This is a genomic window from Streptomyces hokutonensis, from assembly GCF_000376565.1.
Lineage (GTDB): Bacteria > Actinomycetota > Actinomycetes > Streptomycetales > Streptomycetaceae > Streptomyces > Streptomyces hokutonensis.
Genome location: NZ_BARG01000044.1, coordinates 116,384 through 133,154, shown reverse-complemented (window position 1 = coordinate 133,154; position 16,771 = coordinate 116,384). Strand labels below are relative to the sequence as shown.

General features: G+C 69.1%; 16 protein-coding genes and 1 pseudogene. 6 read left to right on the top strand and 11 right to left on the bottom strand.

The window, feature by feature from the left end:
* Positions 1-163 precede the first annotated feature (163 nt).
* From SSP08S_RS26840 to secD, 3 genes are all read left to right on the top strand, one after another.
* Positions 164-1,117 carry a HAMP domain-containing sensor histidine kinase gene (locus tag SSP08S_RS26840; protein ID WP_019070727.1) on the top strand — a complete coding sequence of 318 codons (954 nt, stop codon included), beginning with the start codon at positions 164-166 and terminating at the stop codon, positions 1,115-1,117.
* On the top strand, positions 1,114-1,779 hold the full coding sequence (locus SSP08S_RS26835; protein WP_019070726.1) for a response regulator transcription factor: 666 nt from the start codon (positions 1,114-1,116) through the stop codon (positions 1,777-1,779). Before SSP08S_RS26840 ends, SSP08S_RS26835 begins: the two co-directional genes overlap by 4 nt.
* Positions 1,780-2,390: 611 nt before the next feature.
* Positions 2,391-4,622, top strand: a complete 2,232-nt coding sequence (gene secD / locus SSP08S_RS26830) for a protein translocase subunit SecD (protein ID WP_019070725.1) — start codon at positions 2,391-2,393, stop codon at positions 4,620-4,622.
* A 30-nt stretch (positions 4,623-4,652) separates the two neighbouring features.
* Here secD and SSP08S_RS26825 read toward each other — a convergent pair whose 3' ends face one another.
* Positions 4,653-5,330 (bottom strand): helix-turn-helix transcriptional regulator, encoded by a 678-nt coding sequence (locus tag SSP08S_RS26825; protein ID WP_019070724.1) that lies wholly within the window; start codon positions 5,328-5,330, stop codon positions 4,653-4,655.
* An 85-nt stretch (positions 5,331-5,415) separates the two neighbouring features.
* On the opposite strand from SSP08S_RS26825, the pseudogene SSP08S_RS55995 reads away from it, so the two are divergent.
* Positions 5,416-5,847 (top strand): annotated as a pseudogene (locus SSP08S_RS55995) (hypothetical protein).
* A 275-nt stretch (positions 5,848-6,122) separates the two neighbouring features.
* Here the strand turns inward: SSP08S_RS55995 and SSP08S_RS26815 are convergent.
* Positions 6,123-6,527 carry a nuclear transport factor 2 family protein gene (locus tag SSP08S_RS26815; protein ID WP_019070723.1) on the bottom strand — a complete coding sequence of 135 codons (405 nt, stop codon included), beginning with the start codon at positions 6,525-6,527 and terminating at the stop codon, positions 6,123-6,125.
* A 176-nt stretch (positions 6,528-6,703) separates the two neighbouring features.
* Positions 6,704-7,195, bottom strand: a complete 492-nt coding sequence (locus SSP08S_RS26810; protein WP_051105986.1) for a MarR family winged helix-turn-helix transcriptional regulator — start codon at positions 7,193-7,195, stop codon at positions 6,704-6,706.
* Positions 7,196-7,710: 515 nt separating this feature from the next.
* On the opposite strand from SSP08S_RS26810, the gene SSP08S_RS26805 reads away from it, so the two are divergent.
* Positions 7,711-8,355, top strand: a complete 645-nt coding sequence (locus SSP08S_RS26805) for a vitamin K epoxide reductase family protein (RefSeq protein WP_019070721.1) — start codon at positions 7,711-7,713, stop codon at positions 8,353-8,355.
* A 50-nt stretch (positions 8,356-8,405) separates the two neighbouring features.
* On the opposite strand, the gene SSP08S_RS64240 is transcribed toward SSP08S_RS26805, so the two are convergent.
* The 8 genes from SSP08S_RS64240 to pdhA all read right to left on the bottom strand — a co-directional run bounded on the left by SSP08S_RS64240 (position 8,406) and on the right by pdhA (position 15,659).
* A complete protein-coding gene (locus SSP08S_RS64240) occupies positions 8,406-8,606 on the bottom strand; it encodes a DUF2180 family protein (RefSeq protein WP_078532528.1) in 201 nt (66 codons plus the stop codon).
* A gap of 208 nt (positions 8,607-8,814) precedes the next feature.
* Positions 8,815-9,402: a MarR family winged helix-turn-helix transcriptional regulator gene (locus SSP08S_RS55990; RefSeq protein ID WP_019070720.1), complete on the bottom strand. Its 588-nt coding sequence runs from the start codon at positions 9,400-9,402 to the stop codon at positions 8,815-8,817.
* 671 nt (positions 9,403-10,073) lie between these two features.
* Complete coding sequence (locus SSP08S_RS26795) at positions 10,074-11,264, bottom strand: globin domain-containing protein (RefSeq protein ID WP_019070719.1); 1,191 nt, start codon at positions 11,262-11,264, stop codon at positions 10,074-10,076.
* Between the two features lie 91 nt (positions 11,265-11,355).
* On the bottom strand, positions 11,356-11,796 hold the full coding sequence (nsrR, locus tag SSP08S_RS26790; protein ID WP_019070718.1) for a nitric oxide-sensing transcriptional repressor NsrR: 441 nt from the start codon (positions 11,794-11,796) through the stop codon (positions 11,356-11,358).
* Between the two features lie 455 nt (positions 11,797-12,251).
* Positions 12,252-13,100 carry a dihydrolipoamide acetyltransferase family protein gene (locus SSP08S_RS55985; protein WP_245607968.1) on the bottom strand — a complete coding sequence of 283 codons (849 nt, stop codon included), beginning with the start codon at positions 13,098-13,100 and terminating at the stop codon, positions 12,252-12,254.
* On the bottom strand, positions 13,081-13,527 hold the full coding sequence (locus tag SSP08S_RS63615) for a biotin/lipoyl-containing protein (RefSeq protein WP_245607958.1): 447 nt from the start codon (positions 13,525-13,527) through the stop codon (positions 13,081-13,083). Before SSP08S_RS63615 ends, SSP08S_RS55985 begins: the two co-directional genes overlap by 20 nt.
* 9 nt (positions 13,528-13,536) lie before the next feature.
* The gene (locus tag SSP08S_RS26780) at positions 13,537-14,553 is read right to left on the bottom strand and encodes an alpha-ketoacid dehydrogenase subunit beta (RefSeq protein WP_019070717.1); all 1,017 of its coding nucleotides are present in this window, start codon (positions 14,551-14,553) and stop codon (positions 13,537-13,539) included.
* 2 nt (positions 14,554-14,555) lie between these two features.
* Positions 14,556-15,659 carry a pyruvate dehydrogenase (acetyl-transferring) E1 component subunit alpha gene (gene pdhA, locus SSP08S_RS55980; RefSeq protein ID WP_019070716.1) on the bottom strand — a complete coding sequence of 368 codons (1,104 nt, stop codon included), beginning with the start codon at positions 15,657-15,659 and terminating at the stop codon, positions 14,556-14,558.
* A gap of 517 nt (positions 15,660-16,176) precedes the next feature.
* Between pdhA and SSP08S_RS26770 the strand changes: the two genes are divergently transcribed.
* A complete protein-coding gene (locus tag SSP08S_RS26770) occupies positions 16,177-16,665 on the top strand; it encodes a beta-class carbonic anhydrase (RefSeq protein WP_019070715.1) in 489 nt (162 codons plus the stop codon).
* Positions 16,666-16,771 lie beyond the last annotated feature (106 nt).

Here is a 16,771-nt window from a genome sequence, read left to right as displayed (position 1 = left end):
CCCAGGTGCGGGAAATGGGCATGAGAGCCCATCGACGGTGGAACCGGGAGCGGGCAGGCTGGGCAGCAGGCCGGTCAAGCCAAGTGGCCGCAGTTCATGCTCGGGGTGCGCGGTGACCGACAGTAGAGGCAATGCCGTGTCACCAAAGGAAGGCGTCGTCCCGGTGTCCCTGTTCTGGCGGATCTTCGCGCTCAACGCGGTCGTGCTCGGAAGCGCCACCGCGCTGCTGCTGTGGGCTCCGGTGACCGTCTCGGTGCCGGTGGTTTTGACCGAAGCGGTCATCCTCGTGTCCGGCCTGGTCGTCATGCTGGTCGCCAACGCGGCCCTGCTGCGCATCGGCCTGGCCCCGCTCGACCGGCTCACACGGCTGATGTCCACGGTCGATCTGCTGCGTCCCGGGCAACGGCTGCCGGAAGGGGGACGTGGTGAGACCGCCGAACTGATCCGCACCTTCAACGCCATGCTAGAGCGTCTCGAGCACGAGCGGGCGTCCAGCAGCGCCCGCGTCCTGCTCGCGCAGGAGGCAGAGCGGCGCCGCATCGCCCAGGAACTGCACGACGAGGTGGGCCAGAGCATGACCGCGATACTGCTGTCGCTGGAGCGGGCCGCGGACGAGGCGGACGAGCCCCTGCGCGGTGACCTGCGGCAAGTACAGGAGATCACCAGGGGGAGCCTGGACGAGGTACGGCGGCTGGCGCGTCGGCTGCGGCCGGGCGTATTGGAGGACCTCGGTCTGGTCAGCGCCCTGACCTCGCTGACCACCGAGTTCGCCACCCACGCCGGATTGCGGGTGGTGCGTCGCTTCGAGACCGGTCTGCCGACGCTGGACCGGCAGACGGAACTGGTGCTGTACCGCGTCGCCCAGGAAGCGCTGACCAACGCGGCCCGCCACGCCGAGGCCGACCAGGTGGAGATGAGCCTGCACCACGCCGACGGAGTGGTGGTGCTGGCCGTCGTCGACGACGGCCGCGGCAACGTGGTCGCCCGCGAGGGGGCGGGAATCCGCGGAATGCGGGAGCGGGCCCTGCTGATCGGAGCCACCCTGGACGTTGTCGCCACACCACAGGCCGGTACGACCGTCCGGCTGACCGTGCCCCTCCTCAGGAAGCAGCCATGACCACGCCCGACACCACCGTGATCCGTATCCTTCTGGCCGATGACCATGCGCTGGTACGTCGTGGGGTGCGGCTTATCCTCGACCGGGAGCCGGACCTGGAGGTCGTCGTCGAGGCCGGTGACGGCGCGGAGGCCATCGAGCTGGCCCGCACCCATGAGGTCGACCTGGCGGTGATGGACATCGCCATGCCCCGGATGACCGGCCTGCAGGCCACCAGGGAACTCCTCGCGGTCAAGCCCAGGGTGCGGGTGCTGATGCTGACGATGCACGACAACGAGCAGTACTTCTTCCAGGCGCTGAAGGCCGGCGCCAGCGGATATGTACTCAAATCCGTGGCGGATCGCGATCTGGTAGCAGCATGCCGGGCCGCCATGCGCGACGAGCCCTTTCTGTATCCGGGTGCGGTCACCGCACTCATCCGCAACTATCTCGACCGGGTCCGCCGCGGTGAGGAGCCGCCCGATCAGGTACTGACCGCGCGCGAAGAGGAGGTCCTCAAGCTCGTGGCCGAGGGCCACTCCTCCAAGGAGATCGCCGAGATGCTGTTCATCAGCATCAATACCGTCCACCGGCATCGGGAGAACCTGCTGCACAAGCTCGGCCTGCGTGACCGGCTGGAGCTCACCCGCTACGCGATCCGCGCCGGCCTCATCGAAGCCTGAGCCGGCCTGACTGCTTCAGGGCTCCGGCTGCCGGCTCCCCCACCGGGCCTTGCGGCTCCGGACCGCTGCTGGCAGGCCGCCACCTGCAGGGAAGGGAGAGGACGATGGCCCGCTCGGCGCGGCACACCGTTCCGCGCACGCACGGCCCGGGTTCGGCAGCCGTGTGGGCCGTCCTGCTCACCGTCCTCGTCACCCTGTTCAGCTCCTCGGTTCTCAGCAGCGAGCACCCCCGTGTATCCGGCGGCGCAGTGCTCACGGCCGAGGCCGAGTCGCCGTACGGTCCCGCGCATTCCGGCGAGCCGTCCGCGGACAACGCGGACGCGGCCGTCTCCGCCGCCGCTGTACGGAGCCATCGGGATGTCACCGGGGAGCGTCATGCTCCGCCGCTCTCCACCCCGGCCGCGTCAGCTGTGGCAGCGACTGGCCCGCTCCAGCCCGCGCGGTGCCCGGTCCCGGCGGTAGGCCCACCCGCATCGGAGCAACCGGCACATCATCACGGGGTGAGGGGACCGCCCTCACTCTCCGGCATCTGAACCTCTGCCTCTTCCTTTCTCGACTTTCTCGACCGCAGCCACTGCTCTGGCCGCGGTGTGCCTGCCGGAAGGCCCGCTGTGAACCGATCCCCGCACATCAGAGGGCTGATCGCCCTCGCCGCTGTCGCCCTGTCGCTGTACGTCGCGCTCACCGTGCCCGTCCACCTCGGACTCGATCTGCGGGGCGGCACCCAGATCGTGCTGGAAACCCGCCCCACCACCGGTGCCGACGCCGACGGAGAGGCGACGGATCGCACCGTGGAGGTGCTGCGTGGCCGTATCGACGCGCTCGGTGTCACCGAGCCCACCATCGCCCGCTCCGGCAGCGACCGGATCGTCGTCGAGCTGCCCGGTCTGCAGGATCCCCGGGAGGCGGCCGACGTGCTCGGCCGCACCGCCCAGCTCACCTTCCACCAAGTGCTCGGCACCGCAGCCAACGCCGACGACCTGCCGAATCCGCTGCCCAAGCGGCCCCGCGAGGAGGTGTTGGCCAACGAGTCCGGCCAACTTCTGCGCCTTCAGGCACCTTCACTGACCGGCAAGGACGTCGAGAGAGCAGCGGCCCGTTTCGACCAGCAGGGCGGTGCCGGATGGCATGTCACCGTCGACTTCAGGGGATCGGGCGAACAGGGGTGGGCCCGCCTGACCGGCGAGGCCGCCTGCCACGCGGCCGGACATTCGGCTCGCCGGGTCGCCATCGTCCTGGACGACAAGATCATCTCTTCGCCGCAGGTCGACCCGTCCGTCGCCTGCCGCTCCGGCATCAGCGGCGGCTCCACCCAGATCACCGGCACCTTCAACGACAGCGAAGCGAAAGAGCTGGCCCTGCTCATCAACGGCGGCGCCCTGCCGGTGCCGGTCGAGACCGTCGAGCAGCGCACCGTCGGCCCCACCCTGGGCGCGGAAGCCATCAGGGCCAGCGCCTGGGCGGCCGTCATCGGCACCGCCCTGACCTCGCTGTTCATCATCGCCGTCTACCGGCTCATGGGCGCCCTGGCCACCGTCGCCCTGGCCTGCTACGGCCTCATCTCCTACGCTGCCCTCGCCGGCCTCGGCGCCACCCTCACCCTGCCCGGCCTCGCCGGCTTCGTGCTGGCCATCGGCATGGCGGTGGACGCCAACGTGCTCGTCTTCGAGCGCGCCCGTGAGGAGTATGCCTCTCGCCACCGCCCCACCCCGCGGTCGTGCCTGACCGCCGGATTCCGCAGGGCCTTCAGCGCGATCGCCGACTCCAACATCACCACCCTCATCGCCGCTGGCCTGCTGTTCTTCCTCGCCTCCGGGCCTGTGCGCGGGTTCGGCGTCACGCTGGGCATCGGCGTCCTCGCCTCCATGCTCAGCGGTCTCGTCATCACCCGCGCCCTAGCCGACTACGCCGTCGCACGGCCCCGCCTGCGCCGCCGACCCCGCCTCACCGGCATCGCCCACACCGGCACCGTCCGCGATCGCCTCGCCCGCACCAATCCGGACCTGATGCGCCATCCGCGCCGGTGGCTGGCCGCCTCCGCCGCCGCCCTCGTCCTTGCCGCCTCGGGCATCGCTGTGCGCGGCCTCGACCTCGGCGTCGAATTCACCGGTGGCCGCCTCATCGAATACACCACGGCCACCCCCGTCGACGCCGACCGGGCCCGCACCGCGCTCGCCGACGCGGGGTTCCCCCGGGCCGTCGTCCAGACCTCCGGCGAGAACCAGCTCACCGTCCGTACCCACCACCTGAGCAACACCCAGGCAGCGACCATCACCGACACCATCACTGACCTGACCCACCAAGCCGACAAGATCCGCGACGAAGCCATCGGACCCAGCCTCGGCAAGGAACTACGCCAAGGCGCCCTCATCGCCCTCGCTGTCGCCCTCGCCGCCCAGCTGATCTATCTCGCGGCACGGTTCCGCTGGCTGCTGGGCACCTCCGCGGTCGCCGCCCTCGCCCACGACATCGTGATCCTCATCGGCATCTTCGCCTGGCTCGGCAAACCCGTCGACGGTGTCTTCCTGGCCGCGCTGCTGACCGTCATCGGCTACTCCGTCAACGACTCCGTCGTCGTCTTCGACCGAATCCGGGAACTGAGCCGCCGCGACCGCAAGATGCCCTTCGCCTGCATCGCCAACCATGCGCTCCTGCAGACCCTGCCCCGCACTGTCAACACCGGCATGGGCGCCGCATTCATCCTCAGCGTGCTGGCCGTCCTCGGCGGCGACAGCCTGACCGACTTCGCCCTCGCCCTCCTCATCGGCCTCGCGGTGGGCACCTACTCCTCGATGTTCACCGCCACACCACTGGCCATCGAACTGCACAAACGCCACACATAGGCGAGCTGCCGGTTCTGTCGCGTGAGCCGATCAGGCGACGGGCTCCAGCCGCACACAGCACCGGCCCGGGCTGGGCGACAGACAGGCCGCATACCCGCACTCGTCCAGCCCGTGAAGGACACCGCGCAGCAGATGCAGGTTCATGCCGCACACCGTCTGCGTGTGCTCACGGGCCAAGGCGTCGAAGGGACAGTTGCCCAGCACGATCGCGCCTTCCTCATGCCGTGGCTCGAACCCGTACCGCTCCAGCAGGTCGAAAGGGCTCGCGTCGCCGGGCGCGCCCAACTGCCCGCCGAGTTCCTCGGCCTTGCGATGCAGCACCTCCTGCACCGGCGCACCGGTTGCCGTGGATTCCTCCACCGACTGTGCCAAGAGCCGTCCGGCGAGCTCGTAGCGCCGGTCCGGCAGGCTGACCTCGATCTGCTTCGTCGAACGTCGGTACAGCTTGGCCGGCCTGCCCGCCCCCGGGCCCGTCCGTCCGCTGCGCCGCTCATAGACCACGTCGAGCAGGGATTCCTCGGCCAGGCGGTCAAGGTGGAACGCCGCGGTCTGCCGCGCCAGACCCAGCGCCGTGGCCGCCTCGTCCCGGCCGACGGGGCCGGGCTGACGCACCACATGGTCGTACAGCCTCCTGCGCGTCGGCTCGTCCAGAGCGGCGACGGCGGAGACATCAGCGTCACGTACTTCCTTCGGGTCGTCTACGAACACCAGTGTAAAACCTACAGCCATTAACTAAAGAAGAGATCCGAACTTCTATAAATTACAAAGGTTGCCGATAGAAGGAAAGGTCGCCATGTCCCCCGCAGCCACAAGCACCCCGTCCACCACCCCGCGACGCGCGCTGCTCGCCGATCCCGGCTATCAGGCGTTCGTGATCCTGCGCACCGCCTTCACGGTGGCGCCGATCCTGTTCGGCCTGGACAAGTTCGCCAACCTGCTCGTGGACTGGCCCGCCTACCTCGCGCCCTGGATCCAACGACCTCGTTCCCGGCAGCGCCCAGACCGTCATGTACGCCGTGGGTGCGATCGAGATCGTGGCAGGCGTCGCTGTGTCCCTCGCGCCTCGCTTCGGCGCCTGGTTGGTGGCCTGCTGGCTGGCATCATCGTCAACCTCCTGACCATCCCCGACTACTTCGACATCGCGCTGCGCGACTTCGGCCTTCTCCTCGCCGCCATCGCACTCGCACGCCTCGCCGAGCGCTACCACGGTAAGCGGAGCCACTGAACCGGCACGGTTCATGCTGAATGGCCTTGGCGGCGGGCTTTCGGGAGCCGCTCGCCAGGGCTCGTGGCGACGTTGGCGGCATCGCGGTTCTGGCTACGGCATGTTGGGCACTCGGCGGACCCAGCGTGTCCTTGCTGTCGGCAAGGACACGCTGAGCCACGGACGCTCGCAGGCCAGGCGTCGTGGCCCCTCCGGCTCCGCCCACGAAAGAGCTTGCCCTCCTGCCCAGTAGCAGCTCTTGATCAGCTCTCCTGCGAGGGGGCCGGCGACCGGTGTCAAAGGCTGGGGGCCGCTGAGCCATGAGCGGCGGCGAGGGCAGAGGTGCGTTCGGTGTAGTCGCGGATGCGGATGACCTGGTCGTGGAAGAGATGAAAGACCCGGTAGTACAAAGCAGGCAGTTCGTCCGTGTTGACGGCAATGCCAGGATCGGCGACGCGCAGGGCCAAGACGATGGCGGCGGGGAAGGTGAAGATCTCCTCCGCGTGCACACGCACGCCTTGGTCATAACGGTCCTGGTGCCAGCGAAGGACGCCGGCCCGGCCCTGGCGCTGGGGTTCGCCGGGGCCGGCATTGACCCACAGCACCTGGGGGTGGAGCAGCGCCTCCAGAAGCCGGGGGTCGGCAGAATGCAGGGCGTCGCGCAGGTCGGCGGCGATGGAACGAGGGGAATGAGGCGGCATGCGGGGCTCCTCGGCACTGACGGGGATGGATTCACGTGCAGGTGGGCCGCCAGAACCGGCGTGCGTCGGACCTGCTTGTTCGACCGGGTCAGGCGGTGCGGCCGGTATCGCGGCTGCGCCCGGAAGCCCTGGGTTCTGGGTCTGGTGCGAGCCGGATGCGCTGACGGTGGCGCAGGTCACAAGGGCACCGGCCCGGGCGGTTCGGTCGCGTACGCGTCACCGACCACGGAGTGGAAGTCCACGAGCGCCTGGGCTGCCTGTGCGCGCACTACGGGGTTGATCCGCGACAGGATCTGCATCAATTCCTCACGCCGCCATTCCAGCACCCGCGCCACCAGCGTCCGGCCGCGATCGCTGAGCTCCAGTGTGACCACGCTGCGATGGTGCGGATCGCCACCGCGCAGCAGGTGCCCCGACTCGGCAAGGCGGTCTGCCGGCCGGGTGACAGAAGACGCCCCCAGACCCAGCGCCTGTGCGACCCGCGGCGACGGGCAGCGCCCCACATTGCGCAGCGTCAGCAGCAGCCGCATCTGGGGCAGGGACACTCCCTCGCCCGCCGCGTCCAGACTGTGCAGCGCGACACCGATCAGATCCCGTGTGGTCATCTGGAAGGCCAGGATCTCCTCGTCGCTCGGGCCGGCCGGCCCGTGGGCCACCGTTCTCCGCACGGACGCAAGTATTGCATAGGGCAACTCTTGCTCCTGCGTAGGATTGTGACGCGGGGCGCGTGGAGCCCGCCTGCAACAAGGCGAGGCCCTGCGTGGTCGCCCGGAGTCGGCGCGGCAAGCTCACGGGAGGTCAAACCCAGCGTTCGGGGAAAGCCTGCTGCGGCGGACAGCTCTCCAACGGATTGGCCGCGGCGCCCCGACGCCCAACAGGTCGGAGATCTCGCAGACCGGTACCGCGGCACGTCCACGCGCCGTTCAGGTACCCGTCGAGCGCTCGTCCGCCTGGGCCGCGAGTCATGCCGATCATCTCGAACTGCCTTGTGTCGGCCGCGTGTTCGTTGGATCGCTGCCGGTGTTCAGCGAGCTCAGTGCGGTGTGCCGCTGCATGATCGCACCTCCGCCATCATGCGACAATGCAATGGTTTGCAGCGAAGTCGGTGCTCGTGCACTGCCATACCTGGACGGGTGCCGCAGCAGGTTGCTGTCCCGTCATTCGAGGGAAGGAGCGGCCCGTCATGTCAGCAGTCCCGGCTACCGGCCCAGCGAGCCGGCAGGGCGCCGACCAGAGCGGTATCGCCGCCGGTGGACGCAGCGCGGGTGCCCTACTCGCAGTCTCGGCAGGGCTGGGGCTCCTGGCGTCCTGGGTCATCACGATCGACGAGTTCAAGATCTACGAGGCGCGGGCGGCCGGCCGGACCTTTACGCCGGGTTGCAGTCTCAATCCAGTGGTGTCCTGCGGCAACATCATGGAGAGCGCTCAGGCGCATGTGTTCGGCTTTCCCAACCCGCTCATCGGCCTGGTCTGCTTCGCGGTTGTGCTCACTCTCGGGGTCGGAATGATCGCGGGCGTCCGGTATCCGGCATGGATCTGGGCAGGGCTCGGCTGCGGTGCCGTATTCGGCGTAGCGTTCTGCAGCTGGCTGCAGTTCCAGTCGCTGTACCGCATCGGCTCCCTATGCCTGTGGTGCTGCCTGGTGTGGACGGTCACGATTCTCGACTTCAGCTGCATCGTTGTTCAGCTCGTCCGACATCGTGTGGTGCTGTTGCCCGACGCGGCGCGTCGGAGCGTGATGGAGTTTCCGTGGGTACTGCCTCTGCTGTGGACGGGGCTGATCGGCGTCGCTGTCCTCGTCCGATGGTGGGATTTCTGGACCGGCTGAGGTCGCAGCCCCGCTGATTCGACGCCGGCCGGGCCAGTGCCCCCGCCGGTTCAGCTCATCTCTGTTTTGTGGCACGCCAGGCAGGTGATGTGCCTCAGAGGTGCGTCATGTGTCGCACGGCCGGTGCCGACGACGTCCTGGGCCGGATTGTGGCTCGTGTGCGCGTGTTCGCGACAGACCGCCGCGCCGCAGCGGATGCACACCGCCACCGCCGACGTTGCGATGCTGTCGGGGCAGTCGTAGCAGTTCACCGCTCTCTCCCCTCATTCGGGGCCGGGCTCTGAGGCCCGCTTGCCTTTCCACCCATGGTCCTCTCGAACATTGCAGAATGCAAGGAACGGATGGCGTCTCCGCGCAACACGACTACGCCAGACCGAACGGTGACGAGGACTCCAGGGGCGGAGGGAGGGTCCGGGGCGAGCGGAGCCGGCCACTGCCTCTCGATGCCGCTGGTCAGGGTCAGACTGCTCCACCCTTCCGGCGACGACGGCCTCCCTGTGGTGGGTCCGGCGGGGTCGGGTTGAGCGGATCGTCGACAAGGCCACCGACGCGGCGGACTTCGGCAAAGGGGTCTACGGCCATTTCGTCGGCAGCCTCGGTCAGCGCCCTCAGTGCGGGAACGAGCGCTGCACGCGCTTCGGCGGGCAGCCGTTGCACGAGAATGCGGATCTCGGACCGCCGGTGTACGAGGACGCGCTCCACCAGATCCCGCCCGGCGGGCGTGAGGCGGAGGATGACCTCGCGCCGGTTGTCGGGATTGGTCTTGCGGTCGAGGTGGCCGGTGGACTCAAGGCGTCCGACCATGCGCAGGGCCGTCGAGGGGTTGACTCCCAGAGTCGCGGCCATGGCGGCGAGCTTCACGGGCCCGCAGGTGTCCAGCACGACCAGGGCCCGCAGTTGGGGCAGGGTCAGGGTCTCGTCGGTGGACGCGAGAGCGCGGGCGGAGATCGCCACGAGCAACCTGGATGCCGCCATGACGGAGAGAGTGACCTCCTCCGCCTCCTGGTCGAGCTCCGAGTGGGAGCTTGGTTGCTGTCGCGTCATCATGTCCGTTCCACTGCTTCGCCGGCGCCCCTGCGGCCCGGCCTCCTAGCCAGCCGCGATTATTGCAGAACGCAATGTTGAGCCGGGTGTGACGAAACCGGAGCCGCGCGGGGCGTGACGGTTCGGGCAACAAGGGTGTGATGGCGTTGTAGGCCGAGCCGATACACGAAGCTTATTCGTTCGCCTGTCTGCGCTGTGGGCCTGCCTGGGAGGGCGCCTACGACATCCGGCACTCGGTCGATGGTCAGGGGCGCGTATGCACGTACTGCTACGTGAAGAGCCTCAAGGTCCGGTCACCGCTGACCGCGAACCGATGCCGTGCGTGCGGCGGCCGCGGAATCCTGCGGCCCGGCCGGCTGAGGGCGGCCAGCCCACGATTCGACTGACGTCACCACCAGCAAGGTGAACGTGTGGTAACAGGCCCACGCCCGCGCAGCCGACGTGGCACTCGCCACTACCGCGCACACCATCTCCGTCACTCCTGCCTTCTGCCCCGCCGGAGCTGCCTGCCCGGATCCCGATGAACATTCGGCAGCCGGCCACCCCCAGCCTTGGCCACTGGCTGGGAAGGCCAAGCCCGTCGTGCGGCATGATCAGCCCGTCCCCACCAGCGGCGAAGGCCCGTGTAACGCCAGGCCGGTTGACGATCTGGCGTTACGATCCCGGATCGGCTTCTACTGACCCAGCCACAGGTCCGGGCCGAAGACCTCGTAGTGGATCCTCTCGGCGGGCACGCCGTGCCGCAGCAGGCCGCCGCGCACCGCCCGCATGAACGGCAGCGGCCCGCACAGGTAGGCGGTCAGGTCTGCCGGGAGTTCCAGGCTGCTCACATCGGCTTGGCCGGGTGATGCCTGTGGTGCGTGGTCGCCGGGCACCTCGTACCACAGGTGATACCGGGCGTTCGGCAGCGCTTGCACGAGGCCGAGCTGCTCCGCCCGGTGCGCGTGCTCGGCAGGAGAGCGGTCGGCGTGGACCGCGATGACGAGACGGCCGGAGCCGGTGGAGGCCAGGTGGTCGAGCATGGCCAGCATGGGGGTATTGCCGATCCCCGCGGATGCCAGCAGCAGCGGAGCGTCGCCCTCAGACAGGACCAGGTCGCCGAACGGCGCCGACACGTTGAGCACGTCGCCGGGCCGGGCGTGGTCATGAAGCCACGTCGAGACCTCACCGTCCGGCCGCGCCACGTCGTGGACGCGCTTGACGCTGATACGCCAGTCCTGCCGGCCGGGAGCCGAGGAGAGACTGTACTGGCGGATCTGCCGGGCGCCATCGGCGAGTTCGACCTGAACGCTGACGTACTGGCCCGGCCGGAAGGAGGCCGGAGGGCCGTCGGCGGGCCTCAGGAGGAAGGAGACGACATCGGGCGCCTCCTGGCGCCGTTCAGTGATCTCCATGCCCTGCCAGACCTCCCCCTCCGCGACGCCCGCTTCCTGGTAGAGGCGCGCCTCTACGGCGATCAGCGCGTTGGCCATGAGCCAGTAGACCTCGTCCCACGCTGCGGCGACCGCGTCGCCGACCGCGTCGCCGAGTACCTCGGCTATCGCCGCGAAGAGATGGCGGTGGACGATCTTGTACTGGGCGGAGGTGATGCCGAGCGACGCGTGCTTGTGCGCGATCCGCGCGAGCATCGCGTCGGGCCGGGCGTCCGGCTTCTCCAGCAGCAGGCCCGCGAAGGCTGCGATGGAACCGGCCAGCGCCTTCTGCTGCTCGCCGTTGCCTTGGTTGCCACGGTTGAACAGGTCCCGCAGAAGCTCGGGATGGGCGTCGAACAGCTTCCGGTAGAACAGTTCGGTGATGTCCCCGATGGCGGCTGCGACCACCGGAAGGGTGGCCTTGACTACAGGGGCGGACTGCTCGGACAGCACTGCGACTCCTAATTGGTAAATTAAATGAGTATTCAGATCTGCAGATGACCGCGCCCCTGGGGTGTGTCCGGGCGGGCATCAGCGACTTGGGCTACTGCGGTGGGCGGCCGGTGAGGGCGAGAAGTACCGGCCCGGTGGGTGAGGTGATGAGATCGGCCACGGTCAGCGGGTCGAGCGTGGCGTAGAACGCCTCCTGGGCGTCACGCAGTGCGCGCCGCAGACGGCAAGCTCCGCGCAGAGGGCACGGCGGGTCGTCGCAGGAAACGACCTCGCCCACCCCTTCGAGCGCTCGCACCAGCCAGCCCACCGATGCGCGCCGGCCGAGGGCGGTCAGGGCGAGGCCGCCGCCGCGGCCACGCCGGGCCTCGACCACGCCGAGGTGCTGCAGGCGCGTGATCGCTTTCGCTGCGTGCGTATACGGCACAGCCACCGCTTCGGCCACCTCGCGGGTGGTGAGCACCTGGTGGTCGGCACAGACCGCCAGACGCATGACGGAACGCAGCGCCAGATCGGTGAACTTTGTCAGTCGCACAGACCGGACGCTAACAAATACGAATAACCGATACCTATTTGAAGGTGCCTTTGCTGGTGTGGAGTGCGTCACGGACCGACGGCTTCCGGTGTCGTCTCGGCTGAGGGCTGGCAGTTCGGAGCGCGCTCGGCCCAGCATCAACGGACGCGGCGCGGCCGCCGTCGCAGCCCGGCGGACAGGACGAGAACCGTGAACACCGCACCGAGGGCGGGCGAGTGCGTCGGGCGCCCCCGTTGACCTGATGGAGGCTGGCCTCGGCGTGGTCGCTACGGCGCGCCGCCCGCACAGCCTGAACGAGATCGACGTGTCGCTGGGGCCCCTTGCGCATCGTGCGGTGGCTTTTGGGTACTTGGCGAAACCATTCTCCTGGCGATAGCCGCGCACTGGGCCTGCTGCGTCCCGCTTCCCTGCAAGCGGTAGTGGCCGTCTGGTCGTTCGTACGGAGGGCGTGGCCCCTACAGCACGATGTCGAAGGGGCGTTCAAGGAGCCTCTTGAGATCGGCCAAAAAGGCTGCTGCGGTGGCTCCGTCCAGGACGCGATGGTCGACGGACAGGGTCACAGCCATGATGGTGCCCACACCGAGCTCGCCGTCGCGGACGACGGGCTGGTGCCGTGCGGCGCCGACGGCGAGGATCGCTGCCTGGGGCGGGTTGATGACGGCGGTGAAGTGGTCGATGCCGAAACTGCCGAGGTTGCTGATGGTGAACGTGCCGCCGCTGAGCTCCGCAGGCAATAGGTGCCGGGCACGTGCCTTGCCCGCAAGGCCGTGCGCTTCGCGGGCGATCGAGGTCAGGGTCTTGCGGTCGGCGTCGTGCAGAACCGGGACCATCAGCCCGTCGTCGGTGGCGACGGCGATGCCGATGTGGACGCGACCGTGACGCAGAATCCGGGTCGTGTCCCAAGAGGAGTTGACCTGCGGGTGGTTACGGAGGGCTGCTGCGCACGCCTTGATGAGCAGGTCGTTGAGGCTGATCCGGGGGCCGTCATCGTCGAGGCGCTCGTTGATCTGGGCGCGAAGGGCCAGCAGGGCGTCGGCGTCGATGCCGGTGGTCAGGTAGAAGTGTGGTGCCTGCTGCGTGCTCTGCGTCAGGCGCTGGGCGGCGAGGCGGCGAATTGTGCTCAGCGGTACTACGTCGTCGCTGTCGTCGAACGCGTTGCCGGCCGTCCCCGTCACGGGCGGGGGCGGGGCAAGTTCGGTGGACGATCTGGTGGCGTCGGGCCGACCGTCGAGCGCGCTGACCGCAGCATCCACGTCCGCGCGCACCACGCGCCCGCCGGGGCCGCTACCGGTGAGGTCCGCCAGGGCGATGCCGTGCTGAGCGGCGAGCGTACGAGCCAGCGGGGACCCGCGCCCCCCCGGAAAGCTCTGAGGTCGTGTCGGGCGAGGGCGGCTGGGTGCCGGCCGAGGGGGACTGCGTGTCTTCGGACGGGGCGGGCCGTGCGCCCCTTGGTGCGGATGCCTGCTCGGGTGGGGACTGCTGCGGGGTGGCCTGCGGCTCGGTTCCGATGACGGCGATGGGTGTCCCGATTGGGACGGTGGTGCCTTCGGCGACGAGGATGCGGGTCAGCGGCCCGTCGTCGTATGCCTCCAGTTCCATCACCGCCTTGTCGGTCTCGATCTCAGCGACGGCATCACCCTTGTGGACCGGGTCGCCTTCTTGCTTGAGCCACCGGCTCAGGGTGCCCTCCTCCATCGTGTCGGACAGGCGGGGCATGAGGATCTCGGGCATCGCAGGCTCCTAACCGACGGTGGAGGCGGCCGGGTGAGCGGTGAATCCGCTGGCATCGAGGGTCTCGTGGATCACCCGGACCAGTGCCGTCGCATCAGGCAGAGCGGCGCGTTCCAGTGGTTTCGCGTACGGCAGGGGTACCTCGGCGGCGGCGACGCGGCGGACGGGTGCGTCGAGGCGGTCGAAGGCGCCCTCGGCGATGGTCGCCGCGATCTCGGCGCCGATGCCGTAGCTGAGCCAGTCGTCTTCGAAGACGACGGCGCGGGTCGTTTTGCGGACCGAGGCGCAGACGGTCTGCCGGTCCAGCGGTCGCAGGCTGCGCAGGTCGACCACCTCCACCGAGATGCCGTCCGCTTCCAGGCGGCGTGCGGCTTCGAGGGCGACCAGGCTGCCTCGGGAGTAGGCGACGACGGTGACGTCACTGCCGGACCTGATGACTGCTGCGGTCCCGATGGGCACGGTGTGCTCGCCGTCGGGGACCTCGCCCTTGGTGTTGTACAGCGCGAGGTTTTCCAGCACGAGCACCGGGTCGTCGTCGCGGATGGCAGCGGTCAGCAGCCCTTTGGCGTCCGCAGGGGTGGCGGGGGCGACGACCTTGAGCCCGGGCACGTGCGCGTAGTACACCTCAAGGTTCTGCGAGTGCGTGGCGGCCAGCTGCTGTCCGCCGCCTCCGGGGGTGCGGATGACCATCGGCACGCGGACCTGACCGCCGAACATGGCGTGCATCTTGGCGGCGTGGTTCACGATCTGGTCGATGGCCAGCAGGCTGAAGTTGATGGTCATGATCTCCACGATGGGTCGCAGGCCGAGCATGGCCGCGCCCACCGCGGCTCCGGCGAAACCCTCCTCGCTGATCGGGGTGTCGCGTACCCGGCGGGGGCCGAACTCGTCCAGCAGCCCGGCGGTGATTTTGTAGGAGCCTTCGAAGACGCCGATCTCCTCACCGATGAGCAGGACGTTCTCGTCACGCCGCAACTCCGCCTGCAGCGTGTCGTGCAGTGCCTGGCGGTAGGTGACGACTGCCACGGCTACTCCCCTCCTCCGGAGCCGGCGTGTACTGCGGGGCCGATCGGGGTGTCGCCGGGCAGGCCACGGTAGGTGTTGGCCACCTCGGTGGCGTACACGTGGTCGAACAGGGTTTCCGTGTCCGGTGGTGGGCTGGCGTCGGCGAAATCGACGGCGGCAGTGACGGCCCGTTCGGCTTCCTCGTCGATACGGACCGCGGTGTCCGGTTCGAGGATGTGATGGTCAATCAGGTACGCCCGGAAGGCGGGCAGCGGGTCCTGCGCACGCAGCCGCTGGGTTTCCTGCGCCGAGCGGTACTGGGCCGGGTCGACCACGGAGTGGCCGCGCAACCGGTAGCTGACAGCCTCCAGGAGCCGGGGCCGGTGCTCGGAGCGCGCCTGGTCCAGAGCGGCCTGCGCGGCGTCGCGGACCGCGATGACGTCGTTGCCGTCCACCCGCGCGCCGGGGATCCGGTAGGCGCTGCCGCGCCGGTACAGCGCTGGTTCGCCGGAGGCGGCCTCGACCGACGTGCCCATGCCGAGGTGGTTGTTGACGATGATGTAGGCGATGGGCAGGTGCCATACGGCCGCGAGGTTGAGAGATTCGTGGAAGGCGCCGATGTTGGTGGTGCCGTCTCCGAGCAGGCACATCACGGCCTCGCTGTCGGGACCGGGCCCGCCGCGGTGAGCGATGGCCAGGGCCGCGCCGGTCGCCGGTGGCATCTGGCCGCCGACGATCGCGTACCCGCCGAGCATGCGCAGCCCGGCGTCGAACAGGTGCATGGAGCCACCGCGCCCGCCGGACAGGCCCGTGGCGCGGCCGAAGAGTTCGGCCATCACCCTGCCGGGGTCGGCGCCGCGGGCAAGCGCATAGCCGTGGTCGCGGTAGGTAGTGAACAGATAGTCGGTGGGCCGCAGCGCAGCCATCAGTCCGACGACGGTGGCCTCCTCGCCCAGGTTGAGGTGGCAGTAGCCGCCGATCTTCGCCCGGGTGTACATCTCCGCGGCCCGCAGTTCGAAGGACCGGATCAGGGTCATCTGCCGGTAGTAGTCGCGCAGCAACTGGGCGTCTTCGCCGGCCGAAGCCGCCGATGGGCGGGATGCGGTGCGTTCCTGGATCGCGTCCATGGCCGGGTACCTCCTGCTTCCTGGGCGAGTCAGAGTGCCGGGCGACGCTTGCGGGCCGCGCCGACTCGGTTTCCGCTCAGCGCCGCAGGCGGACAGCCGGGGTGGGGCTGGGTCGCGTCGTCCCAGCCTGTTGCCCGGGCAGGGGATGGAAGTAGGGCCATGTGGCCCACCTCCGTGCGACGAGTGGCCCCCAAATGGGGCGGGACCGCATAGGGCGGCGCAGAGGTCGAAGCGTTCCACCGTGCACACCGGTGCTGAGCGTCCTTTGCACGGCAGCAGCCTGTTCGCTTGCCTGGCCGTCGCCCCGGGGAGGGCCGAAAGTCCTCCCCGGTGACCCCGACCGGCCCCTGTTGCCGCGCAGAAGACCGGGCCACGGTGAAACGCAGAAGCCGCATCGGACACATTTCGTGGTGCCAGGCGCCGAGACACGGACACCTCGCGCCTCGCGCAGATCGCCGTACGCCGGGGCCTTGTGTCCCGCAACGCTCGCCCGCCGGACTCCGGAAAGGAAGGCGTAATGTCGGCCACCGAGAAATACCTCGCCAACGACCAGGGCTACGTGTCCGGGTTCACCGGCCCGCTTCCGATGGAGCGCTCCCGGCATATTGCCAACGTGGCCTGCATGGACGCGCGGCTGAACATCTACGGCGCCCTGGGCCTGAGGGAGGGTGAGGCCAGTGTGATTCGCAACGCGGGCGGGGTCATCACCGAGGACGTCATACCGTCGCTGACGGTGAGCCAGCAGTTGCTGGGCACCCGCGAGATCATGCTCGTCCATCACACGGACTGCCGGATGCTGGCCTTCCCGGGCTACACCCTCAAGGAGCCGATCCGCAGCGAGGGGGGCCTTCGCCCCTCTGGTCGGAGGAGTCCTTCCACGGCGTGGTGGCCGACGTGCAACGGGTCCATCAGCCGGATCAGGACGAGCCCGTACATCCCGCATCGCGCGGCGGTCCGCGGATTCGTCCTCGACCTCGCCACAGGACAACTGGAAGAGGTGAAGTAGCAATGCCGGCGGTGATCGGATGCCGGCCCCAGCCGATCGGAGGCGGACGGATCCCGCCCCTTTCGCGTCGGGCTACCTGCCCGGAGCTTCGTTGCCACGGCCCATC